The organism is Providencia sp. PROV116 (genome assembly GCF_028482485.1).
GTDB lineage: Bacteria > Pseudomonadota > Gammaproteobacteria > Enterobacterales > Enterobacteriaceae > Providencia > Providencia rettgeri.
The window spans coordinates 1-22,698 of sequence record NZ_JAMPQO010000007.1 but is presented as its reverse complement, the minus strand read 5'-3'; the positions used below and the strand labels follow the sequence as shown (position 1 = coordinate 22,698).

Sequence of the window (22,698 nt, the reverse complement as noted above, 5' to 3'; positions counted from 1 at the left end):
TCCAACTGAAATAAAATTAGTTTATTATCAGTTAGATAGCTCCAGATTACGACTCCATGACGGAGGGTGGTCGTCCATTTCAGCTCCTATAGTGAGTTAATTTAAAGTCATCAGGCAGGTAGCTCTGATGCGACTTTCCAATTGATAGCACTAACACTTTGCTCAAGACTTATTCTGCATACCAATGCTTCAATTTCCTTTTGCTCGGCGGGTGTTGCAAGGAATTCAGCACACACTTCCAGCTGTTCAGGCTTTAATGTGTCGGCACTACTTAACGATTGCAATCGAATATGAAGCCCGTTAATTGCTTGTAAAATAAGTGTTCTTACTAAAATTTCATCCGTTTGATGGCACATTACACGGATCTTATAGCGCTGTTCTACATCAAGCGCTTGCTGCTGTGGTTGTTTATTAATTCGTGAAGCTGCTTCTCTTAATAAAATGTTGGCGCATAAAATTAATAACGTCGCCATCAATGCCAAAGAGTACTGCCCTAATCCACATAAAACACCGATCCCCGCAGAACACCAAAGCGTTGCCGCAGTATTTAGACCTCGAATGTTCATGCCTTCACGCATAATCACACCCGCCCCGAGGAAACCAATTCCAGACACCACTTGGGCAGCAATACGCCCAGGGCTATCAGGAGATGTTGTTACAGAACTTAAAATAAACACCGCAGCACCTGTTGCAACCAGTGCATTGGTTCTCAAGCCCGCCATTCGTTGACGCCACTGGCGCTCAGCACCGATTAATGCACCAAAACACATAGCAGACAGTAAATTTAAAATATCAGGGGAAAAAAGCATGATAATCCCTCCAAAAATAACTTGGATAATGATTTATATGCCTAATAAAAAGCATATAGCCATATATTTTGAGTAAAATAAATTACTCAAAAACCATTAGCTATTGCCTGGAGGAAATAGAGAATAAATATAGACCAACATGACACACACTCAATACAGCTATAATATGCTATCTAATTAAATACAATTATAAGGGAGTAGTATGATGAGGAAACATCAGACACCGCCCGCCATTGTGGCAAGCAGTGAAAAGAAAAGATGATTACTGGCTTGCCATTAAATTAAGTTTTTATTCCAACTCTGACTGTCCAAGTAATAATCTCCTAAGTAAAAGATGGAAGGAGTATAAGTGGGGAAAATTATTAAGTAAAGAACAAAGTGTTCATTAACTTGAAACTTATCTTTCAATTGGTGTAACAAAAATCCCTTCATCACCCTCTTTTTCATTAAAAAACCAAATACCTTCCGGGTAATCAGGTAATGCGATTAAGTACATTACCCCTTCATTGAAGGGCTCAATAAGTAAAATAGTGCCTTCACGACGCTCTTCCCCGTCTGTTTTTACATAAACACGGTCATTAATATTCATAACAGTCTTTTCCAACAAAATATATTAACCATAAATGTAGCGCATACGAAAAAGCCCGTCATTAAAAATGACGGGCTTTAGAAAATCAGTTAAGCAATTAGCTTAGATAGCAGTTACGTTAGCAGCTGCTGGGCCTTTTGCACCGTTTTCAATGGTGAATTCAACTTGCTGACCTTCAGCCAGAGTTTTGAAACCATTGCCCTGAATGGCAGAGAAGTGGACGAAAACGTCTTTGCTACCATCAGCTGGAGTGATGAAACCGAAGCCTTTAGACTCGTTGAACCACTTAACTTGACCTTTCATTTTGTCGGACATTTGACTTTTCCTATATAACATCAAAAAAACTTGCCTTTTGGCATATACGGGCCAGAGTCAACTATTTAATCAGGGAAACACCAAGATGCAGCGTCACGGTCAAAGGCTATCTGTGATAACTTTCTTCTTTAGAACACACTAACTCAGTAATCATACATCAAATAGGACTGCTAAACAGGCCGACACTCATTAACTCATGACTTAAAGATAATAGCAACTATTTTATACGGGCAAACTTCAAAAATATGTCGTTTTTTCGATTGCGTCACTTTTATCGACTATAACGTTAACAAAAATGCTGCATTTAGTTGATAGTTTAAAGAAAACTTTAATTTAAAAAGCCAACAACCCAATAAATGTCAGTAAGAATTATCTGATACGATGACAATCTGTGTAAATATTTTTTTTAACTGATATATAACAATCTCAACGGCTCGTGATACCCTCCTAGTATAGATATCTGACAGAGAGTTATACACATGGATATTATCAAACAAATACTCGTCGAAGACTTGGATGCCATCAATAAACGTGAAAACCGAGATGGGAAACCTTACTTTAATAGCCAGTTCCTCGCCAACCACCCTTATTTATGTGTTGGCATGGTTGCGGCTTATGTCCCCCTAGCCATTATTCTTTGGTATGCCCCTTATTTTGGACCTTATTGGGCACTGGGTATCACTATTCTCTTTATCGTGTTAGCAAGTGTGCTACTTTTTGACATTAAACCTGTCTATCATTTTGAAGATATTGGTGTGTTAGATTTACGCGTTTGTTATAACGGAGAATGGTTTGTCACTGAACCCGTTTCTGATAATGCAATAAGTAAAATCATTGATTCACAAGATGTTAGCTCTGCAATAAAGCAAGAAATATCGCGTTTAATTGCATTAAAAGGAATGATATCGTTTTATGATATCTATCATGTTGCTTATCCTGAAGTTTCTACGCAATTACCTGGTACACTTGCAGCTCAAAATTAATTCAATATCAATTAACTAGAGCAAAACTTCGTCATAATGTGCAGTGAATGAGCAGTTAGATATTTTTTCTGTTTTTATGATTGACAGCCTGAGATGATATCGTTAATATTCGCCTCGTTCTCAGGAACAAGCAATTCCTCCATAGTTCAGTCGGTAGAACGGCGGACTGTTAATCCGTATGTCGCTGGTTCAAGTCCAGCTGGAGGAGCCAAATTTAAAAAAAGCCCGCTTAATGCGGGCTTTTTGCTATCTGTTTGTTATGTTCTGCTCCTCATGAATTATTCATCTCTATTATCAGTTTCCCTAGCGTCCCCTTCCCCTATAAACCACATAATATAGACAACGACACCTCTTATTGGGATAGATAATCATCAAATCGATTACTTAACACTCACTTGGCTATTTTTTTCGTTTTTATACTTTACAACAGTGAACAGGATGGGTAATATGCGCCTCGTTCTCAGGAACAAAGCAATTCCTCCATAGTTCAGTCGGTAGAACGGCGGACTGTTAATCCGTATGTCGCTGGTTCAAGTCCAGCTGGAGGAGCCAAATTTAAAAAGCCCGCTTAATGCGGGCTTTTTGCTATCTTTCTGAAAATTACCCTTCTGAATATTCAGCTACTAGCTAAGCAACCGCAAAGACCCGCACCATAGAATGAATAGTTACTCTTTCTCCAGAAAAAATTGTTTAATTGTCTGGCGTAACCATTGATGCGCAGGATCTCTATCCAACCTTGGATGCCATGCTTGCACGATAAATATAGATTCCAATTCCAAAGGGAGTTCAATTTCAATTAACGGCAAATTAACACTCTTTACCCCTTGCAGCACATGACGAGGGAGTGGCAAAATATAATCAGAGTTCATCGTTAGCATCATAGCTGAATGAAAGCTAGGCAAAGTCAACGCAACATTACGCTCTAATTGAAGGTCACGTAACGCGTCATCAATTGGTCCCAATGTACGCCCCCGCCGCGATACGCTAATATGCGGGTAATGCGTTAAACTTTCAGTTGTCACTTGTCCAATAATCGGATGCCCTGGGCGAACCAACGCCTGAAAAGTACTAGTAAATAAGCTCTGAGCCTTAATTTCAGGGTGCCAATCTCGAGAAGAACCAATAACCAAATCGACTTTACCGCTACGCAAAGAATCATCTTCAGTATCACTTTCCGCGATAAAAATTAAGCTACTTTGGGGAGCTAATTCCCTGAGTTTTTCTAACAACCCACCACCTAAGGCGCCAATAAAAATATCATTCGCCCGAATAACAAATGTTCTTTCTAATGTTTTTGGATTGAATAATTCATCAGGATTAATTAACGCTTCTGCTTGAGCAATAATATGGCTAAGTTGTTCTTTTAATTCTAATGCTCTGGGAGTTGGTACTAATTTACGCCCTGCCCTAACTAAAATGGGATCATTAAATTGCTCACGAATTCGCCCTAGAATTCGGCTCATAGCAGGAGCACTCAGGTTCATTTTTTCGGCGGCTCCTCCTACACTTCCTTCCTCCAATAATAAATTCAACGCATAAATCAAATTGAAGTCGATTTTTTGTGGCATTTTTCCTCCTCGCCCCTTTGCAGCCCTCCTCATTAGTGGATTGCGTTTTATGCAATAATTTAATTACATCATTTCATTTTAAACAATTAAACAAAATTTAGATACTACTGCTGAAAATGACAGAACAAGTTTTTAAATAGCAGGAGTTTAAAATGGTTGATGCGTCTATCATACAACCTAAAAAAAACAAATGGATAGCCAGTGCGAGTGAAATTAATGGCCGCACATGGATGGGTCTATTTGGTGTTTTTTTAGCAGTAATGGCGAGTGGCGTGGGAGAAAACGCCAGTAAATTTGCCCTAGGCGATATTCAGGGGGCAATGGCATTAAATATTGATACTGGCAGTTGGTTAATCACCTGTTATGTAACTGGTTTTGTAATTGGTTCAGGATTTACTCCTTGCTTATGGCCAACATTCTCACTACGTCGTGTTGCGCTCGTTATGTGTTCTATTTATCTGATTGGAGGATTAATTACACCATGGCTAGGAGATCATTATGCTCTTCTATTAACAATACGTAGTTTACAAGGCTTTGCGGGCGGGGCTCTCCCGCCTATGTTAATGACGGTAGTGCTGCGCTTTATGCCTCCGCTTATTAAAGTATTAGGTTTAGGGGCTTATGGCTGGGTTTCTGCATGGAGTGCTACTTTTGGTGCCACTGCGGCCGCGTTTGCCTTCCACTGGGGGTGGAGTGGGTATTTTTATTGGAACTTACCACTAATGGCGATAGCCACCATCTGCATTGGCTTTGGTTTACCACAAGATCCTTTACGCTTAGAACGACTCAAACAGTTTAACTGGCGAGGTTTACTTCTGGGTGGAAGTGCACTTGCTATGCTCACCGTAGGTATTTCTCAAGGAGAACGCCTTGATTGGCTAAATTCATCACTAATTTATGTTTTATTGATTGGTGGACTTGGTTTATTAGTTCTGTTTTTGATAAACGAATGGTACCACCCATTACCCTTCTTCAACTTACAGTTACTTAGCAAACGGAATCTATCGTTCTCATTAATCACCCTTGGTGGCGTATTGTTGATTATGGTTTCTTTGGTGAATATTACCTCTGGCTATTTATCGTCTATTCAAGGGTATCGCTTAGAGCAAACTTCAGACATGATGTTATGGGTATCGCTCCCACAACTCATCACGCTCCCTATCATAGCCATTATTTGTAATACCCCCAAAGTTGATTGCCGTTGGGTGCTCGCCATTAGTTTACTTTTGATGACAGCCGCTTGTGTCCTCGCATCACAACTGACCCCAGATTGGAATGGCGACAACTTTAGAATGATTTCTCTCTTACAAGCTGTTGCACAACCCATGGCCGTTATTCCGCTATTGATGATGGCAACGGGCGGATTACTGCCCACTGATGGTCCATTTGCTGCAGCTTGGTTTAATGCGGTTAAAGGATTTGCAGCAACGGCTGCAGGGGGAGCAATTGCCCTATTAAGCCGCCAGCGAGGCGACTTTCATTCCGGCGTGATTGCTGACAGCTACGGCAGTACTTATCGCGATACTGCCACGAGCTCTATCAGCGAACTCACTAAACTCGCCTCCAGCCAAGGGTATGTTTTAGCAAGCTCTGATCTGTATCTGTTGGTTTCTGGTTTAGCGCTGTCATTAACCGGGCTGATTTTAGTGATGCCAACTCGTATTTACCCACCGCGGTCTGTTGCCGCTGTTTAGTTATTGATTATCAGGAAATTAGAATGAGTAAGATCAAATTAAAAATTAATAAAAATGTCGCTCTGACTATCATCGCTATTGTTGTTTTAATAGGAGGATTATTAATTAATAAATTCGCCATTAAAAAAACTGATCAAAATACCAATGATGCATATATCCGTGCGGATATTTCACGTATTTCACCACAAATTTCAGGTGTGGTGACCGAAGTCCTTGTGCAAGATAACCAATGGGTTAAAAAAGGTGAATTATTAGCAGTCATTGATCCCAGAGAATTTACAGTTGCACTTTCTCAGGCTGCTGCACAAGAGCAATCTGCTCGCGCACGGCAAGATGATGCAAAAGCCAATTTAATGCGTCAACAGGCCTTAATCGCTGCGGCAGAAGCCCAACTGCAATCTGCAAGAGCAGAACTACAATTTGCGTACCAAGAAAAAACTCGCTACCACAAAATGGCAAATACTGGCGCAGGCTCACAACAAGCGGCACAACAAGCAACTACGCGTGTACAAACAGTGACAGCAAGTGTTGCACAAGCTGAAGCATCATTAAAAGCAGCCAAAAATATGTTGCAAGTTTTAGAAGCGAAACAGGCCGATAGCAATGCTGAATTGACATTAGCTCAAGCTAAAAAAGCGATGGCTGAGCTTAACCTCTCTTACACCCGTATTACTGCACCCATTGGTGGCGTAATTGGTAAAAAAAGTTTGCGCGTCGGTGAGTTTGTTAAACCAGGCGATGCTTTAATGGCTATTGTCCCCCAAAATAAGCTCTACATCATCGCGAATTATCAAGAAACTCAATTGGAAAATATTACTCATGGCCAAGTCGTCGATATTAGTATCGACACCTTCCCAGGGCAAATATTAAAAGGCTATGTCGATAGTATTGCTCCCGCGTCTAGCGTAAGTTTCTCTCCCATAGCCCCGGAAAATGCAACGGGTAATTTTACTAAAATTGTACAGCGCATACCTGTAAAAATTGTTTTTGATAGCAACACCGAGCATGCCCGGATGATGGATGCGCTGCGTGTGGGTATGTCTGCAGATGTCACCATTAATACACTCGATGGGAGCCGCTGATGAACAAAACTGTGATCACACTGGTTTTGTTAAAAACTTATCAGCTCTAAGCCATTGAGCAAGATTTCACTCCACTGTAAGCCACACTCCCAGACAACTGGGTAGCCACGCAAAACACAGCGACTTTGCCCACCGAATGGTGGGTTAATTTTCATTTATCGATCAACGTATGATCCCCAAAAACCTTTCCATTTTACAAAAAGTATTGGAAAAAAGGGGAGCTAATTTTAAAGGCGCTATTTAGTTCGCCTATCAGGAAATAATCATGATTAATAATGTGTTGTTAGCAGTAGACAGCTTTGAGAATAGCAGTAATGCACTTAGTTTTATGCAACGTATGACTGGCTGTGTCAGCAATGTGATTGTATTGACTGTTGTCGATAATACCTTTGCACTAAGCCGCACTGGGTTAAGTAAAGATAGCAATGAGTGGGATGAATACCCTGCAGCGCAAAAAGAAGAAGCTTTGGCACAAAAACAATTAAAAGAGGTCACAAGCGTCTTAAATAGCATGGGGTTTAAAGCCCAAGGACTACTCGCTGCAGGTACCCCTATCGATACCATCCCCAAAAAAATGGAAAAATATAACTGCGAATTATTAATTATTTCTCATCGCCATCTTTCTTCACTTGGTCGCTGGCTTAATACCTCAGTGACTCGCAGTTTACTCGACGATATCGCCCAACCAGTTCTCGTTATTCCGCTGTAGATAATTTCTGTAAGTTACATTCATCAATTAGTGGTTAACTGCAGTTAACCACTAAATTTGAAATAATATACCGCCCATCGACTTAAGTTTGTTACCCTCTTTTTGTTTGTGTATGATCTTGATTAATCACCATTACCTAATTTTCGATCAAACTTCCGACAGTTCGCACAGATAACAGGCAAACAAACATATTTTTCGCTATTCTCCTTTGACAATACAGTAAGAGAAAGCTAATATCCTCTGCGTACCAAGGAGTTCCTCCATAGTTCAGTCGGTAGAACGGCGGACTGTTAATCCGTATGTCGCTGGTTCGAGTCCAGCTGGAGGAGCCAAAATTTAGAGAAACCTGCTTAAGGAAACTTCAGCAGTTTTTTTGCTATTGCATGCCTGAATAAGTTAGCTATTTACGTCATTTACATAATCTACCTTTGAAATAAGCTATAATCGTGATTTCTCATAGCTATTTTTTCACTTTACCTTTATCATTCTATTCCGGCTTGAGCACTCGCTCATCATTCATTCTTCCCCTATGGAGCCGGTTTAATGACAACTGTAACTACCCTAACGATCCGCCGCCCTGATGATTGGCATGTTCATTTTCGCGATGATGATATGTTAAAAACGGTCGTTCCCTATACCAGTGAATTCTTTGGCCGCGCGATTGTCATGCCGAATTTAGTGCCACCAGTCACAACGATTGAAGCCGCAAAAGCTTACCGCGAGCGTATTCTAAAAGCGGTTCCACAAGGACATCAATTTACCCCTTTAATGACCTGCTACCTTACTGATAGCACAGATCCTGCTGAAGTCGTTCGTGGCTTTAACGAGGGGGTATTTACTGCCTGTAAACTCTACCCGGCCAATGCAACAACTAACTCTAGCCATGGCGTATCCGATATTAAAAAGATTTACCCTGTATTAGCTGCGATGGAACAAGCAGGAATGCCACTGCTTATCCATGGTGAAGTCACCGCAAGTCATATCGATATTTTTGACCGAGAAGCCTTATTTATTGAGCAAGTTATGTTGCCACTACGGGCACAGTTTCCAAAACTAAAAGTCGTTTTTGAACACATCACCACCAAAGAAGCGGCTCAATATGTCCAAGAAGCGAATGAATTTACAGCTGCAACTTTAACACCTCAACATTTGATGTTTAATCGTAACCATATGTTAGTTGGTGGTATAAGGCCGCATTTATTTTGCTTACCTATTTTGAAGCGTAATGTGCACCAAGAAGCATTACGTACAGCGGTTGCTTCAGGTTGTGACCGTTTCTTCCTTGGTACCGACACCGCACCACATATACAATCACGTAAAGAATCTTCCTGTGGTTGTGCTGGGGTCTTTAATGCTCCCACCGCATTAGCGGCTTACGCAAGTGTTTTTGAAGAGCTCGGTGCCTTGGCGCATTTCGAAGCTTTTTGTTCCCTAAATGGCCCTAAGTTCTATAACTTACCTGTGAATGAAGGGACAATTACACTAACTAAAGAACAAAATATAATTTGTGAATCCATTGACTGCTGTAATGATAAATTAGTTCCTTTCTTAGCTGGGGAAGATGCATGCTGGACAGTCTCTCAGGGCCAGTAATTTAGACACCCATGGGAAGTTCAAAATACTTCCCATTCTTTTTTTACAATCCTTATTATCCGTTTTATGCATTTTCTGCCATTTAAACAAAAAAATGTTTTATTTACTTTCTTATTAGCAAAATCTCCTTATACTAAAAGTGGACTCATCACGAGGTCATTGCTCTTAGTCAGTTATAGATATTTATTATTTATCACGATGTTTGATTAGGAGGTTTATATGAATAAAAAAAATGATGTCATTCAAACCCACCCAGTAGTTGGCTGGGACATCAGCACGGTCGATGATTACGACGCTATGATGTTGCGTTTGCACTACCTCCCTGAGCAAGATAACCACACAGGTGACGCTATTGTGGATAAAACCATGTGGCTAACGACTGATGTGGCAAAACAACTCATTCATATTCTCCAAGCAGGCGTAGACAAGATAGAATCAGGGGAATATGTCGAGTTTGATTTTAAAACACACTAGGGAAATAAATGGATATTAGTAACACTAATATCCATTTAATTTATTCATCTACATAGGTAATTATATATCTTTATATAATTACCTTATCAATTAATTACTAATTAGCAATTTAAAATAAGAACACTATTTATTGTTTTTATTAATCCTTGGTTGACTTCACTATCAATTCCAATTTATTGTAAGGCATCTTCTTGAACAAGGATGTTCCAATGCGAATATTAGTTATTGATGAATGTTATTATACACGTCTTGGCATTACAGAATATTTGTCCAAAAATAAAAAACTCGAATTTATTAGTACAGGATGTATAAAAGAAGCTATTAGTTTTATAAAAACAAACACACCAAGCATTATACTAGTGAATTTAACGTATTATTGTAATTACTCTAATTACTGTCCTACACTACAGAAATTATTAAGCAACACTAATAATATACGATTTTATATTTATATTAATGCCCCGTATCCACAAACAAACAATCCATTGTTATTAAAGGATAATTATTTCATCCTATCAAAAGATATTATTATTCAAACTCTTGATAAGGTTATTCGTGACTATGAACAAATAGAGAAAATCACCAAGCTTGCTAATAACATTGATTCATCTATTTTCACAATTAAAGAACAAAATATTATTAACAACTGGATGAATGAAACACCTAATCATATTATTTCTCGAAAACTAGGAATTAGCAATAGCACTGTTTACTCACAAAAAAGACATATTACCTCTAAAGTTTTCGTCAAAAACAGAATAGAGTTATTTTTTATATATAATGTATTTAAATATTTATATTAAAAAAAAGCCCTAATTGCAGGGCTTTCTTATTATAGATAACATTAATGACTAGCTATCTTTATTTAATAACCCATCGGATAAACGGTGGCGTGATTTATTAAAGATTTTATTACTGACCTCACGTCCTGCACGTCGTGCGCGTTGCTCTTGCTCAGGAAGTTTCATTTCTTCTGTACAAGACGAACTGCAGCAACCTTCATATTTTTCTGCACAGCTAGGGCATTGGATAAACAGTAAGTGGCAACCATCATTAGCGCAATTGGTGTGTGCATCGCAAGGTACGCCACATTGGTGGCATTGTGCTAATGTGTCCTCTGTAATGCGCTCACCCATGCGGTTGTCAAAAACAAAGTTTTTCCCTTTAAACCGTAAAGGTAGGCCCTGCTCCTTCGCCTTACGTGCGTATTCAATAATCCCACCTTCAACATGGTAGACATTTTTAAAACCATTATGCAGCATATAAGCACTGGCTTTTTCACAACGGATCCCACCAGTACAATACATCACAACATTTTTATCTTTTTGCTCTTGCAGCATTTCAACCGCCATTGGCAGTTGCTCTCTAAATGTATCTGATGGTATTTCAATCGCATTATCAAAACGCCCCACTTCATACTCATAATGATTTCGCATATCAACGAAAACAGTATTTGGGTCATCAATCATCTCATTCACTTCATGAGCTTTTAGATATTGCCCTGTATTTGCTGGGTTAAATGTTTCGTCATCAATACCATCAGCCACTACACGCTCACGGACTTTCATACGCAGCACCCAAAATGATTTACCGTCATCATCAATCGCAATATTTAAACGTAGGTTTTCTAATGCGGGGTCTGTTGCATAAATGAGTTCGCGTAATGCGCTCACATTGGATTCAGGCACACTGATTTGTGCATTAATGCCTTCTTTTGCAATATAAACGCGCCCAAAAACACTCAACGCTTTAAATTGTTGGTACCATTGATTGCGAAATTCGTTTGGGTCTTGGATATTAAAATACTTGTAAAAAGAAATAGTGGTGCGCGGCTCGACCTCCGCCAACATGCGCTCTTTTAAAATTTTATTTGAAATTTGGTTATGTAACACTGGCATGGTGTTCTCTTTTCCTTTGTAACTAGTTAATATTTAAAGCTTAAAATCATATAGTGTCCACGAAATGTCCACATCTGATTATTATCAAATATTATCGCTGTTATTTTGTTAATAAAAAACCCTTTATTTGAAAGGTTATTGTGATAGAAGTATTAACGACTCGTTTTAAGTTGATTTTTAAATCATTCCGAAATATTTTTCTTTTTAGTTTGCAGTTCGTTATGTTATAACATTTATTTGATAAGCCAATTTAGCTGACTGAATGATGCGATTTTTTCCTTTCTATTTTTTATTTCTGTTCATAGTTGCTCCACTAGTAGCGGCACACCCTCACAGTTTTATTGAGATGCAAATTTCCCTTGAAAATAAACAAGATAAATACACAGGGATTAGCTATGTTTGGAAAATGGACCCCATGACATCAGCGGATATTGCCTATGAATTAAAAGGCATTAAACCGGATGATCCTCGTTGGAAACAGCAAGAAGCTATTATTATGGCAAATGTGTTGGTGCAAGATTATTTCACTGATTTTTATTATCAGGGGAAGAAAGTGAGCTTTAAACGAATTCCAGATAGCTACCATTTAGAAAAAGATGGCTTTTCTTTAGTTTTCTTCTTTACCGCTTCATTTATGCAACCCCTGCCTATAGCAGGTTCCCATGTGGAAATTCAAACTTATGACCCAACTTTCTATGTCAGTATGACTTACCAAAATAAACAACAAATTAACCTACCGTTGGATATTGCTGCAAATTGCCAGATGGAATTACAAGAAGCAAATGTGACCGATTCAATGCGCGCCTACGCTTTCTCTTTAGACAAAAGTGATAATCCAGAAGAGGATTTAGCACTTGGCAAACAGTTTGCACAACGGGTTGATATACAATGTCCATAATGCCTTTACGTACGCAAAAATTAATAATTACTGCGCTGTTTGTGGGACTTATTACCTATGTCACTTGGCAGCTATACATTCACTGGGGATCATGGTTACAACTTAGCCTAGCTTGGCAAAAACAGTTAAACCAAGGGTTATCTTACTTATTGCAAGAAACCACCTCTCGCCCATGGTATGCAGGTGGGTTACTGGTGATTGCCAGCTTTGCTTATGGTTTTTTGCATGCCCTTGGACCGGGTCATGGCAAATTAATTATTACCACCTATATTGCCACCCAAGCGACTCATTTAAAGCAGAGTGTTATCATTAGCTTACTAGCATCACTCTTACAAGGGCTTGTTGCGATTACTTTAGTTTCCTTAGTATTGATCCTATTCCAACTCTCTACTAAACATCTCAACCAAGCCAGTTTATATGCAGAACAAATCAGTTATCTATTTGTTATTTTACTGGGTAGCTATTTATGTCTCAGCGCATTACGTCGTGGCTGGTTAATCCGCAAATCAAAATACTTAACCCCACTCACGATAAAAAGCATTCAGCCATTGAATTCTTCAACGAAAGCAATAATTAAAACAAAAGCCCATAGCCACTCGGACAGCTGTGGTTGTGGCCACCAACACGTTATCCAGTCTCATCAATTGCAATCCAGTTTTAAAAGTAAACTATTGATCATTCTATCAATGGGGATTCGTCCTTGTTCTGGAGCAATTCTCGTATTGCTGTTTTCTTATGTGATAGAAGTATATACATGGGGGGTTATCGCTGCCTTAGCAATGGCAATGGGTACTGCATTAACCATTTGTTTAATTGCCATTTTTGTTCATTTAATGCGTGATAATGCGGTTCGCGTATCACAATTAAAAGGAAAGTCATTTTCCCCTTATTGGGCAATCTCACTAAAAATTTTGGCAGGTATTTTATTTATTTTGATGGGTGTTTTGATGCTTCAAAGCATCGGTTTGGAACAATCGGTTTCCCCACTGTTGCGATAAACCATTAAAAAAGGGAGGGCTCCCCCTCCCAGGCATTTGCCGAAGTCACGGTGTGGTAGCACACCGTTTTATGCGCAATGTCAACTGCTTACTACATATTGCCAACAACCAGATGGTTAATAATGAAGCTATGCAGGTCCCCATCACTAACCATCCTTACTACTTCGTTTAACCAATTAACTCAATGCGAGCAGGTAATCCTTGGCGTACCGATGCCCCCGAAACCCAGTCTAACCACGTGTTGGCGACTTCACGTGTTGGGTCAGCAAACCCAAGGTCATTTAAGTTAATTCCTGAACCATTTGCCTCATTCATTGGCATTGGTTGGCCATCCAGATAATGCTGTTTCGCCCCCATTTCGGTGTGCCCATAACCATGCTCAATCGCAAGTACCCCAGGCATTACACCATCAAGAACACTCACTTGGGCTTCAGCATGGCCACCCGGTGTGGTGATCCGGATCAAATCGCCATGTTTGACACCCATTTTTGCTGCATCATCGGGATGCAAAGCAACAAGATTCGTTGGTTTCACATGGCGTAGACGTTCAATGACTGTCGTTGAACTGCTCATGACATGGGATTTAAATGACATCAGTTTCAACGGCCACTCTTGTTCTGGGAATACCGTATTCACATCATCGCCATTTGCCATACGTGGTGGATAGTAAGTTGGGCAACCACTATAACGCTCACCCGTTATGGCATGTCGATTGATTGCCACCGTTGGATTCCAGATTTGTAAGCCTTTTTTCCATTGAGGGCCTGTTGCATCGCCATCCCATGCTTTTTCATACGGAGCAAAACGGCCTCCTCTTGTGAAAATATAGGCAACACGGCGAACTTCTTCTGGTTTTAACGTACGCGTAATCGCTGGTAAAATGCGCTCCACGCCACTGATTTGGATATCTTCTGTTGCGGCTTCAGGAACTGGTTTTTCCCCTAGCCATGCCATATTTGCAGCAACTCTTAAGTAATAGTCTTCAGCTGTATTGAGTGAATGCATGTTGCCATCCATATCTTCAATCACGTTATCACCAAAGCCCGGTAAATTAAGTTCTTTTGCTACAGCGATACAAAAACTCTCCATCGAAACTGGCTGGCCATCTGCTGTTTTAGCCGTGCGTGACTCAACAATCGGCCAACGTGCCGTACTGGCTTTGACCTGCACACCAGACCATGGTGCACTGAACCCCCAACTTTCGAAATTATGGGTATCCGGCACAATGTAATCTGCCAATGCCGTGGTTTCATTCATAAAGGCATCAATACCTATAATCAGCGGCAAGTGTTTAGGGTCCTTCAGTTTTTCTTCCATCACCTGACGAATACCTGCGATACCATATACAGGGTTAGTCATATTGGTGATCCACGCTTTCAGTGCATAAGGATACCCCATCAAGGCGGATGCTAACTGTTCTGTTAGTTGACCTTTGGCAAACGGGTACCAAGGGGCTTTTGCAGGATATGGGTTCTCACCTGCCGCCTGACGCGCTTTGAATTCATCTGATTTTTCATACACTTCATTGCTACGTGATAACACCACACCTTTAGGTTTCACTTTACCTTTATAGCTGGCAATTTTGTAACGTGGCCCATCGTTTTCTCCGTTGAATTTACCACCACCAACAGAAACACCGCCTTTCAAGTTTAAGTTACCAATCAATGCGTTAAGCATGATAACTGACCATGCAGTGTAGAAACCATTACCGCCCATCATACCGCCATGGGAAATAACTGCGGCTTTTCTATCATAAGACGTTAATGCTTTACCCAGTGATTCAATGGTTTTTACTGGGACATGACAGCGCTGGCTATATTCTTCCAAAGTCATGCGATTTGCGGCTTCTTTAAGACACTGGAAGCTGGATTTAACCGTCACTTCACTGCCATCGTGCAAAGTCACTTGGCGTGTCACAAACAATTCAGCAGTTGGAACTTCGTTTGCCAGTTTTAATTCGCCAGAGGCATCTTGTACTAAATAGGCTTTCTCATCGTCACCTTCTCCTGTGATATAAGAAGAAATTAACAATTTGCCAGCTAATGGGTGGTTATCATCCGTAATGACTAAATGTGTTGAGTTAGTCCAGCTTTTCTCCCCCATCGCTTCCATGGATTTTTCACTTGGCACACTGAGGTATTTGGCATTGTAACGCTCATTTTCAATGATCCAACTGATCATCCCCATCACTAACGCAGCGTCAGTACCCGGCTGTACTGGGACCCAGTGGCCGTGGTCATTTGCTAAAGTCGTTGTTAATGGTAATGCAGGCGAAACCACCACATAGTTAAATGAATCACGTAAACGCGCAGTCGCCAATTGACGGCCTTGGCGCTTAAATGGGTTACCTGATTGCGCAGGCGATGTGCCTAAGAACAGTGCGAAACGAACATTATCCCAATCGGGTTTGACGTGGGCGTTTTTGTCCAAATCATCCATCAATGCACCGGAACCGGCACGATAAGCCAATCCACAATACGAACCGTGAGCTCCAAAGTTTTTACTACCAAAGGCATTTTGTGCAAAGCGACGGATAAAACCATCACGGCCGTCGTCACCTGCATTGGTCACTAATAATTGGTTGGCTTTTGGTCCCAGTTTTGGTTGGGATGGGTCTAAAGGCGTTTCTAAGTCACGGATCGCCCGTAAGCCATCCACATGCCCTTCACCAAATAAATCGCCCCCTTCAACCACTTCTTTTATTAATTGTTCAAAACTGATGCGCTCCCATTTACCTTCCCCGCGTTTGCCAACACGTTTCATCGGTTCGAGAATACGCAATGGGCTTGTTAAGCCTTCCATTAACGTCGCACCTCGAGCACAGGCAGTCGAACGGTGTTCAAGGCCTGATTCCCCACTCATTTTGTTAAATGCCATTTTCAGCGGCATGCCATACGGAAAATGCTCTTCATGAGATAGTGGATGATAAGGGTTCCCCGCAATACGCAATACTTCATTTTTCGCTGTATCAACGCGAGCACGAATACCACACTGAGTCCAACAACCAAAACATTGCGTCATCGCAACCACTTGTTCTGGGTTTTCTTGCCAACCTTTCAGTGCCTGTCCTTCAGGACGTAAAGAGTTACCATTGAGCCTATCAAGAGTGACTTTACCTGACGTACCATTAACCAGACCATCGACTGCACGTTTGGCCACATCACGGTAGCTTGCACCAAATAATGCGATACCACCGACAACCAAACTACCTTTAAGCCATTGACGTCTTGAGAATTTAGCCATGTTGCACTCTCCTCGCAAACCAGCGAACACCTTCACGAACAATAATTGTTAATGCAATCCATAAACCGAATGTGCCGACAATTGCCAGTAATCCGTCTGTTCCCAATGGGAAATGGTATGGGTTAGCGATAATGTTATATTTTGGTACCGCTTGAACTTCCATCAGGAAAATCCAACGTATCGTCCAAGCAAAAGCCATTGAAATTAAAGCGAGAACAGTGATATATGCAACCGAGCGATTCGCTTTTAAATTACTGACGGACATCGCAAAAGTGATTACCCACAATGCACAAATTCCCATCAACATCCACCACCCAGGACTTGCTGTATCTAACTGTTGACGTACTGCAATACCTGAGGTGGTATCACCTGAGAGCCATAGCGCAAAACAAACGGCGAACAGCAATAATGTCACAACTTGGAAGCGTGCTAAGCGGTTTTGATATTGAGGTTCACGGCGTGCTCCTAAGTTAATCAATGCAGGTAATACTTGTAGCGCACTGAGGAACATCAATACTGGTATCCACCAGCTATACCAAATTGGGCGAGCATTTAATACTGAGGCTTCACGGCCGGTATATAACAATAATCCTATCGCTGAAAGTGCAGCCAACAACGCCACCCAACGTGTTGCTTTAAACTCTTTTTTCCAAATCAGTTTCACCACTAATGCGACAAAATATAAACCAATAAATGTAGTGAATAATGGCAGTAACACAGACCCCCACCACATCCAAGACCATATTGTTGGATGCGCGTAGAAATGCCATACCCTTGCGGTTTGGTGTAAATCTGCGGTTAATGCTAATGGAGCGGTAATACCCATCGTGATAGCAATAAATACTGCAATCATCTCTAAGCGACTGTTTTCAGGTTTATTTCTCCAATGAAGATAACAAGCGTACAGTACCGCGCAAGCAGCAATTCCTATGAAGAAGAAATATTGTACCGCCCAAGGAAGCCAAAAGAATTCTTGTGGCTGAGCCATGACTTCTGAAATATAAGTTACTTGGCCATTCATCAGAACACCTCCTGCCATAATGCGGGCTGCCCTTTGCCTTGTAGCGGCTGCACGAATGCGTCATCTAAACCGATATAGAAAACTTGAGGTAATGTGCCATTTTCCGGTTTGAGGACTTTGATTTCAGCTTCGTGCTCTGTCAGCATTTTACGAATAGTACTGTTCGGGTCTTTTAAATCCCCAATAATGCGTGCGCCCCCCACACAAGATTCAACACAAGCTGGCAATAACCCCACTTCTAAGCGATGAGCGCAAAATGTGCATTTATCGGCGGTTTGCGTAGAGTGGTTGATAAAGCGAGCATCGTATGGGCACGCTTGTACGCAGTAAGCACAACCAACACAGCGTTCGTTATCAACGACAACAATGCCGTCTTCACGTTGGAAAGTCGCTTGAACTGGACATACCGGTACACAAGGAGGGTTATCACAGTGGTTACATAGGCGAGGTAATAATACGTTGGTAAAACCTTCTTCGCCCTTCACTGCAACTTGATATTGATTCACTGTCGTTCTAAATTGGCCTTGTGGGGTTTGGTTTTCAACCGAGCAGCTTACTGTGCAAGATTGGCAACCAATACAACGACGTAAATCAATCAACATTCCATAACGTTTTTCTGGGTTGCCTTCTCGGCGTGTCGGGGAAAAACTGAGCCCAGCTTCTGCGATAGGAATTAACGAAGCTCCCGCAGTCACCGCCCCAATTTGTTGTAGAAATTTTCGTTTACTCAGATCCATAATTGGCTCCAGTACTGACATTGCTAATGCGAAAATAAAAGTTATTAATCAATATGTTATTTGTATTACATGCGTTATTGACAATGGGTACAGTCTCGTTAAGATAACCCGTGGAATTGTTATTTCTCTTTAAACCAAATGAGTTATCTTGATAAAACGTGTAGTGCCATTGTAAGAAGTGTGGAGCCGCCGCCCTATTGTGGTTTACCACATACCCGTAGCTAAATTGATCTAACGCAACGAATAACTCAAATATGTTAAAAAAATCGCCTAGGCCGTTGTATCACATACTATTAATCATGCTACTGACGTGGTCTTTGCCTGCAATTTCGGCACAATGGACTATCGGAGTATTAGCCTTGCGTGGACCGAGTTCCACCCAATCTCATTGGCAACCACTTATTGACACACTCAATGAGTCTATTCCTGGGGAACGTTTTACGTTACAACCACTCAATTTAGATGAAATGAAAGAAGCAATTTCCAACCGTAAGATTGATTTTTTACTGACGAATCCTGCCCAATTTATTCAGTTAGATAACCGCTATCATTTACGTTGGTTGCTCTCCCTTCGTTCTGATGTGGAGCCCAACAGCACGACGCGTAATGTTATTGGCAGCTTAATATTAGTTCGCAAAGACAGTGATATATCAGAAGTTAAAAACCTAATTGGCAAAAAAGTCGGCGCTATCTCGCCAGATGCTTTTGGTGGCTATTTATTAGGTTACAAAGTGTTAAGGGATATGGGCTACGATGCGGCTAAAGACTTTAAGATGCAATTTTTAGGCTTTCCTGCTGATGCATTATTATATGCACTGCGTGATGATTCATTATCTGCGGCAATTGTTCCTGTCTGTTTATTAGAAAATATGCATAGCGAAGGGCTGATTGATAAAACACAATTTCGTCCACTAATTCAACATCCAAGCTCTCTCTCTTGTTTAACTAGCACAGAACTGTATCCAAACTGGTCTTTTGCTGCCTTAAGTGAAGTGCCGGATAATTTAGTCGACAAAGTCACCAAGACATTATTATCAACCGATAAAGCCGCCATGCGTTGGGGAGCTCCGGCCTCGGTGACTCAAGTTGAAACCTTGCTCAGGGACGTTAACCAACACCCGCAACAACGTCAAATCTGGCAAGATATCGTCAGTTGGACTATTCAAAACCAAATCACTCTTAGCCTTGTCGCGTTATTTTTTGTGTTACTTGGCATTAATCATGTTTGGATTGCCTTTTTGGTTAGGCGCCGTAGCCGCCAATTAGAAGAAGCGCATAACCGCTTACGAGAACAAGAAGCCAATTTACAAAAGGCACAGCGGTTAAATATTTTGGGGGAAATGGCTTCTGGATTTGCTCATGAATTGAATCAACCCCTGTCTGCAATTCGCCACTATGCTCAGGGGTGTATTCTACGCCTGACTAAAGAGTCTGAAAGCCACCCATTAATTAACGTATTAACAAAAATCGATGACCAAGCTCAACGTGGAGCCGATATCATTCGTAATTTACGCCTCTGGGCGGGTAAACCAAGTCTTGACCCGGCAGTCACCTTGAGCCAACAATCAGTTAAACAGGCCATTAATCATATTTGGCAATTATTGCGTGCAGACCAACACTACCCCGATGCAAAGTTAATTTTACCTGAAACGCCTGACATCTCCCTGATGTTGCCTGATACGTTACTTGAGCAATTACTTTCCAATTTAATCAGCAACAGTTTACAAGCAGGGGCAACCCTACTGCGTTTCGAGTTTCATTTTTCACAACAGCATTTTTTACTCGTTTTGCAGGATAATGCTGGAGGTATGCCTGCGGGTCAATTAGAGCAAGGTATCACACCATTTGCTACGACTAAAAAAGAAGGTTTAGGGTTAGGTTTAGTGATTTGCCAGCGTTTGATCCAAAGCCAAGGTGGCGATATTCGTATCGAAAATAACTTAAGTGATGATGGGTTACATGGCCTAATGGTCACTCTCATTTTCAATTATCACAATAAAATCGTGGATTGAGCATGTTTTGCCACGTAATTGATAACATTCACATTAACTATATGTGACAATGGCTTTATTACGATAATCAATGCTCATCACATAAAGCACCCTATTTTGTCACCCTCTACACGACGAGGTATATGTATGCCAGTGATCCATCTCGTGGATGATGACCCCGATGTAACGGATGCCTGCCAATTCTTACTAGAAACATTGGGCTATAGCGTTACCGTTTGGAATGACAGTGAAGCATTTATCCAAAATGCGGCATTACACCAAGAAGGTGTGGTGTTATTGGATATGCGCATGCCTAAATTAGACGGGCGACAAGTTCACCAATACCTGAGGGAACAACACAGCACATTAGCCGTGATCTTTTTGTCTGGCCATGGGGATATCCCGATGGCGGTAGAACAAGTGAAACTGGGTGCCGTTGATTTTCTACAAAAACCCATTGATAGCCAACAGCTTGCTAAGACCTTAGAGCAAGCTCGCTCACAAACCACGAAAGCCACTGAAGGGTATTTAATTAAACAGCGCTATGAAACGCTCACGCCTCGTGAAAAAGATATCTGTGGCTATGTGTTGCAAGGCTTAATTAACCGTGAAATTGCTGAGGCAGCCTGTGTTTCTGTGCGCACCGTTGAAGTTCATCGGTCTCGTGTCATGGAGAAAATGGCTGTTCGCAACTTAGCTGAGTTAATGAGCACCATGCAGGCAGTTAACGCTTTAAACGAATAATTTGATATAGTTTAATCATGCCTTTTTATTAATTTATGACTAATATATTCGGATAATAATGATACTAGCTCCAAAATTTCAAAAACGGTTCCTCCATCCTCGTTACTGGCTAACTTGGCTAGGTATTGGCGTATTATATCTTCTTGTTTTATTGCCTTATCCTGTCATTTATTGGATGGGAACTCGTTTAGGTTTGTTTTCCAAGCGCTTTTTGAAAAAGCGGGTGAAAGTCGCAGAACGAAATTTGCAATTATGCTTTCCAGAGATGAGTGAGCAGGAACGGCAGCGTTGCATAGACAAAAACTTTGAATCTGTCGGCATGGGCTTATTTGAAACGGGTATGGCTTGGTTTTGGCCTGATTGGCGCGTTCGTCGCTGGGTCAAAGTCATTGGGGAAGAAAATGCCGTTGCAGCTCGCCAAACTGGCAGAGGTATTATCGCGCTCGGCGTTCATTTTTTAACCTTGGAAATAGGTGCTCGAGCCTTTGGTATGTTAAATCCGGGTATTGGTGTGTATCGCGCCAATGATAATAACCTGCTTGATTGGTTACAAACCCGTGGTCGGTTACGTTCCAATAAATATATGTTGGATCGCAAAGATATGAAAGGCATGGTCCGCGACTTAAAAAATGGGGAAATTTTATGGTATGCCCCCGACCATGATTACGGCCCACGCAATAGTACATTTGCACCTTTATTCGCTGTAGAAAATGCAGCGACAACCAATGGTTCACAAATTATTTTACGCCTGGCTTCCCCTTTAGTGGTGCCTTTTACCCCAAGGCGTTTACCTAACGGTAAAGGTTATGAATTGATCATTCAACCTGCCATTGATGATTTCCCAATTGAAGATAATGTGGCTACCGCAACCATGATGAACCAAATTATCGAAAAAGAAATCCTCAGGGCGCCAGAACAATATATGTGGCTACACCGCCGTTTTAAAACACGCCCTGAAGGGGAACCTTCGTTATACGGGGATTTAGACAAAATCCATCATTAATGATTAACGTAATCAGATAAATTATGGCGTGATTTTTCAACTATTTTTTATGATGCTTTTCTTGCTGTTTTTTATACTGTTTTCTCTAAATATGGCGTGATTTTTCAACTGCTTTTTATGATGTTTTTCTTGCTATTTTTTATGCTGTTTTCTCTAAATATGGCGTGATTTTTCAACTGTTTTTTATGATGCTTTTCTTGTTGTTTTTCATACTGTTTTCCCTAAATAGTCGGGTCTACAGCTAGGCGGCAAAATGAAGATATCCCGAGGAGCATACATAAGTATGTGACTCGGGTAGCTGAGTGAAGCCAACAACGCTGTAGAACTGAATATGACGGGAAAAGTGACT

21 protein-coding genes and 3 tRNA genes are annotated in these 22,698 nt (G+C 41.0%); 15 read left to right on the top strand and 9 right to left on the bottom strand.

The window, feature by feature from the left end; translation table 11 throughout:
- Positions 1-110: 110 nt before the first annotated feature.
- From PSE72_RS06095 to cspE, 3 genes are all read right to left on the bottom strand, one after another.
- Positions 111-809 (bottom strand): MgtC family protein, encoded by a 699-nt coding sequence (locus PSE72_RS06095; RefSeq protein ID WP_004255789.1) that lies wholly within the window; start codon positions 807-809, stop codon positions 111-113.
- A gap of 397 nt (positions 810-1,206) precedes the next feature.
- Entirely contained in the window at positions 1,207-1,398 is a 192-nt protein-coding gene (gene dsrB / locus PSE72_RS06090; protein WP_004255792.1) for a protein DsrB, read from the bottom strand.
- Positions 1,399-1,500: 102 nt separating this feature from the next.
- On the bottom strand, positions 1,501-1,713 hold the full coding sequence (gene cspE / locus PSE72_RS06085; RefSeq protein WP_004909801.1) for a transcription antiterminator/RNA stability regulator CspE: 213 nt from the start codon (positions 1,711-1,713) through the stop codon (positions 1,501-1,503).
- Positions 1,714-2,192: 479 nt separating this feature from the next.
- On the opposite strand from cspE, the gene PSE72_RS06080 reads away from it, so the two are divergent.
- From PSE72_RS06080 to PSE72_RS06070, 3 genes are all read left to right on the top strand, one after another.
- Positions 2,193-2,696 carry a YlaC family protein gene (locus PSE72_RS06080; protein WP_115167457.1) on the top strand — a complete coding sequence of 168 codons (504 nt, stop codon included), beginning with the start codon at positions 2,193-2,195 and terminating at the stop codon, positions 2,694-2,696.
- Positions 2,697-2,831: 135 nt separating this feature from the next.
- A tRNA-Asn gene (locus PSE72_RS06075) sits at positions 2,832-2,907 on the top strand.
- A 265-nt stretch (positions 2,908-3,172) separates the two neighbouring features.
- A tRNA-Asn gene (locus PSE72_RS06070) sits at positions 3,173-3,248 on the top strand.
- 113 nt (positions 3,249-3,361) lie between these two features.
- Here the strand turns inward: PSE72_RS06070 and PSE72_RS06065 are convergent.
- On the bottom strand, positions 3,362-4,264 hold the full coding sequence (locus PSE72_RS06065; RefSeq protein WP_115167458.1) for a LysR family transcriptional regulator: 903 nt from the start codon (positions 4,262-4,264) through the stop codon (positions 3,362-3,364).
- Positions 4,265-4,416: 152 nt separating this feature from the next.
- Here PSE72_RS06065 and PSE72_RS06060 point away from each other — a divergent pair, with 152 nt between their 5' ends.
- Together PSE72_RS06060 and PSE72_RS06055 are read left to right on the top strand one after the other, a co-directional pair.
- Positions 4,417-5,958 carry an MFS transporter gene (locus PSE72_RS06060; RefSeq protein WP_272690924.1) on the top strand — a complete coding sequence of 514 codons (1,542 nt, stop codon included), beginning with the start codon at positions 4,417-4,419 and terminating at the stop codon, positions 5,956-5,958.
- 23 nt (positions 5,959-5,981) lie between these two features.
- Positions 5,982-7,040, top strand: coding sequence for an HlyD family secretion protein (locus tag PSE72_RS06055; RefSeq protein WP_115167460.1), 1,059 nt, complete (start codon positions 5,982-5,984; stop codon positions 7,038-7,040).
- 29 nt (positions 7,041-7,069) lie between these two features.
- Here the strand turns inward: PSE72_RS06055 and PSE72_RS06050 are convergent, their stop codons facing one another.
- A complete protein-coding gene (locus PSE72_RS06050; RefSeq protein WP_272673634.1) occupies positions 7,070-7,195 on the bottom strand; it encodes a hypothetical protein in 126 nt (41 codons plus the stop codon).
- 110 nt (positions 7,196-7,305) lie between these two features.
- Here PSE72_RS06050 and PSE72_RS06045 point away from each other — a divergent pair, with 110 nt between their 5' ends.
- From PSE72_RS06045 to PSE72_RS06025, 5 genes are all read left to right on the top strand, one after another.
- The gene (locus tag PSE72_RS06045; RefSeq protein WP_115167461.1) at positions 7,306-7,749 is read left to right on the top strand and encodes a universal stress protein; all 444 of its coding nucleotides are present in this window, start codon (positions 7,306-7,308) and stop codon (positions 7,747-7,749) included.
- A 256-nt stretch (positions 7,750-8,005) separates the two neighbouring features.
- Positions 8,006-8,081 (top strand) — tRNA-Asn (locus PSE72_RS06040).
- A gap of 211 nt (positions 8,082-8,292) precedes the next feature.
- A complete protein-coding gene (pyrC, locus tag PSE72_RS06035; protein ID WP_115167462.1) occupies positions 8,293-9,342 on the top strand; it encodes a dihydroorotase in 1,050 nt (349 codons plus the stop codon).
- A gap of 219 nt (positions 9,343-9,561) precedes the next feature.
- The gene (gene bssS / locus PSE72_RS06030; RefSeq protein ID WP_115167463.1) at positions 9,562-9,816 is read left to right on the top strand and encodes a biofilm formation regulator BssS; all 255 of its coding nucleotides are present in this window, start codon (positions 9,562-9,564) and stop codon (positions 9,814-9,816) included.
- A 209-nt stretch (positions 9,817-10,025) separates the two neighbouring features.
- Entirely contained in the window at positions 10,026-10,619 is a 594-nt protein-coding gene (locus tag PSE72_RS06025) for a LuxR C-terminal-related transcriptional regulator (RefSeq protein ID WP_198641284.1), read from the top strand.
- Positions 10,620-10,667: 48 nt separating this feature from the next.
- On the opposite strand, the gene trhO is transcribed toward PSE72_RS06025, so the two are convergent.
- Positions 10,668-11,714, bottom strand: coding sequence for an oxygen-dependent tRNA uridine(34) hydroxylase TrhO (trhO, locus tag PSE72_RS06020; RefSeq protein ID WP_115167464.1), 1,047 nt, complete (start codon positions 11,712-11,714; stop codon positions 10,668-10,670).
- A 346-nt stretch (positions 11,715-12,060) separates the two neighbouring features.
- Here trhO and PSE72_RS06015 point away from each other — a divergent pair, with 346 nt between their 5' ends.
- On the top strand, positions 12,061-12,612 hold the full coding sequence (locus tag PSE72_RS06015) for a DUF1007 family protein (protein WP_231136563.1): 552 nt from the start codon (positions 12,061-12,063) through the stop codon (positions 12,610-12,612).
- Positions 12,603-13,610 (top strand): nickel/cobalt transporter, encoded by a 1,008-nt coding sequence (locus PSE72_RS06010; protein WP_004909777.1) that lies wholly within the window; start codon positions 12,603-12,605, stop codon positions 13,608-13,610. Before PSE72_RS06015 ends, PSE72_RS06010 begins: the two co-directional genes overlap by 10 nt.
- Before the next feature lie 168 nt (positions 13,611-13,778).
- On the opposite strand, the gene ttrA is transcribed toward PSE72_RS06010, so the two are convergent.
- Genes ttrA through ttrB form a run of 3 tightly spaced genes read right to left on the bottom strand, consistent with a single transcriptional unit; the run spans position 13,779 to position 18,611 of the window.
- Positions 13,779-16,853 (bottom strand): tetrathionate reductase subunit TtrA, encoded by a 3,075-nt coding sequence (ttrA, locus tag PSE72_RS06005; RefSeq protein ID WP_115167465.1) that lies wholly within the window; start codon positions 16,851-16,853, stop codon positions 13,779-13,781.
- Complete coding sequence (gene ttrC / locus PSE72_RS06000; protein WP_115167466.1) at positions 16,846-17,892, bottom strand: tetrathionate reductase subunit TtrC; 1,047 nt, start codon at positions 17,890-17,892, stop codon at positions 16,846-16,848. Before ttrC ends, ttrA begins: the two co-directional genes overlap by 8 nt.
- On the bottom strand, positions 17,874-18,611 hold the full coding sequence (gene ttrB, locus PSE72_RS05995; protein ID WP_109911088.1) for a tetrathionate reductase subunit TtrB: 738 nt from the start codon (positions 18,609-18,611) through the stop codon (positions 17,874-17,876). The genes ttrC and ttrB overlap by 19 nt, the downstream gene beginning before the upstream one ends.
- 254 nt (positions 18,612-18,865) lie before the next feature.
- Between ttrB and ttrS the strand changes: the two genes are divergently transcribed.
- From ttrS to PSE72_RS05980, 3 genes are all read left to right on the top strand, one after another.
- A complete protein-coding gene (gene ttrS, locus PSE72_RS05990; protein WP_115167467.1) occupies positions 18,866-20,623 on the top strand; it encodes a tetrathionate respiration histidine kinase TtrS in 1,758 nt (585 codons plus the stop codon).
- A gap of 126 nt (positions 20,624-20,749) precedes the next feature.
- Positions 20,750-21,346 carry a tetrathionate respiration response regulator TtrR gene (ttrR, locus tag PSE72_RS05985; protein WP_109911086.1) on the top strand — a complete coding sequence of 199 codons (597 nt, stop codon included), beginning with the start codon at positions 20,750-20,752 and terminating at the stop codon, positions 21,344-21,346.
- Positions 21,347-21,404: 58 nt separating this feature from the next.
- Positions 21,405-22,349, top strand: a complete 945-nt coding sequence (locus tag PSE72_RS05980; RefSeq protein WP_115167468.1) for a Kdo(2)-lipid IV(A) acyltransferase — start codon at positions 21,405-21,407, stop codon at positions 22,347-22,349.
- Positions 22,350-22,698: the final 349 nt, after the last annotated feature.

Excerpts from the sequence above, each read along its gene's own strand:
- trhO (WP_115167464.1), bottom strand. The coding sequence starts at position 11,714 with ATGCCAGTGTTACATAACCAAATTTCAAATAAAATTTTAAAAGAGCGC.
- PSE72_RS06080 (WP_115167457.1), top strand. The coding sequence starts at position 2,193 with ATGGATATTATCAAACAAATACTCGTCGAAGACTTGGATGCCATCAAT.
- ttrB (WP_109911088.1), bottom strand. The coding sequence starts at position 18,611 with ATGGATCTGAGTAAACGAAAATTTCTACAACAAATTGGGGCGGTGACT.
- PSE72_RS06025 (WP_198641284.1), top strand. The coding sequence starts at position 10,026 with ATGCGAATATTAGTTATTGATGAATGTTATTATACACGTCTTGGCATT.
- PSE72_RS06010 (WP_004909777.1), top strand. The coding sequence starts at position 12,603 with ATGTCCATAATGCCTTTACGTACGCAAAAATTAATAATTACTGCGCTG.
- PSE72_RS06015 (WP_231136563.1), top strand. The coding sequence starts at position 12,061 with ATGCAAATTTCCCTTGAAAATAAACAAGATAAATACACAGGGATTAGC.
- cspE (WP_004909801.1), bottom strand. The coding sequence starts at position 1,713 with ATGTCCGACAAAATGAAAGGTCAAGTTAAGTGGTTCAACGAGTCTAAA.
- PSE72_RS06055 (WP_115167460.1), top strand. The coding sequence starts at position 5,982 with ATGAGTAAGATCAAATTAAAAATTAATAAAAATGTCGCTCTGACTATC.
- pyrC (WP_115167462.1), top strand. The coding sequence starts at position 8,293 with ATGACAACTGTAACTACCCTAACGATCCGCCGCCCTGATGATTGGCAT.
- PSE72_RS06060 (WP_272690924.1), top strand. The coding sequence starts at position 4,417 with ATGGTTGATGCGTCTATCATACAACCTAAAAAAAACAAATGGATAGCC.
- ttrC (WP_115167466.1), bottom strand. The coding sequence starts at position 17,892 with ATGGCAGGAGGTGTTCTGATGAATGGCCAAGTAACTTATATTTCAGAA.
- ttrR (WP_109911086.1), top strand. The coding sequence starts at position 20,750 with ATGCCAGTGATCCATCTCGTGGATGATGACCCCGATGTAACGGATGCC.
- dsrB (WP_004255792.1), bottom strand. The coding sequence starts at position 1,398 with ATGAATATTAATGACCGTGTTTATGTAAAAACAGACGGGGAAGAGCGT.
- ttrS (WP_115167467.1), top strand. The coding sequence starts at position 18,866 with ATGTTAAAAAAATCGCCTAGGCCGTTGTATCACATACTATTAATCATG.
- PSE72_RS06045 (WP_115167461.1), top strand. The coding sequence starts at position 7,306 with ATGATTAATAATGTGTTGTTAGCAGTAGACAGCTTTGAGAATAGCAGT.
- ttrA (WP_115167465.1), bottom strand. The coding sequence starts at position 16,853 with ATGGCTAAATTCTCAAGACGTCAATGGCTTAAAGGTAGTTTGGTTGTC.
- PSE72_RS05980 (WP_115167468.1), top strand. The coding sequence starts at position 21,405 with ATGATACTAGCTCCAAAATTTCAAAAACGGTTCCTCCATCCTCGTTAC.
- PSE72_RS06095 (WP_004255789.1), bottom strand. The coding sequence starts at position 809 with ATGCTTTTTTCCCCTGATATTTTAAATTTACTGTCTGCTATGTGTTTT.
- PSE72_RS06050 (WP_272673634.1), bottom strand. The coding sequence starts at position 7,195 with ATGAAAATTAACCCACCATTCGGTGGGCAAAGTCGCTGTGTTTTGCGT.
- bssS (WP_115167463.1), top strand. The coding sequence starts at position 9,562 with ATGAATAAAAAAAATGATGTCATTCAAACCCACCCAGTAGTTGGCTGG.
- PSE72_RS06065 (WP_115167458.1), bottom strand. The coding sequence starts at position 4,264 with ATGCCACAAAAAATCGACTTCAATTTGATTTATGCGTTGAATTTATTA.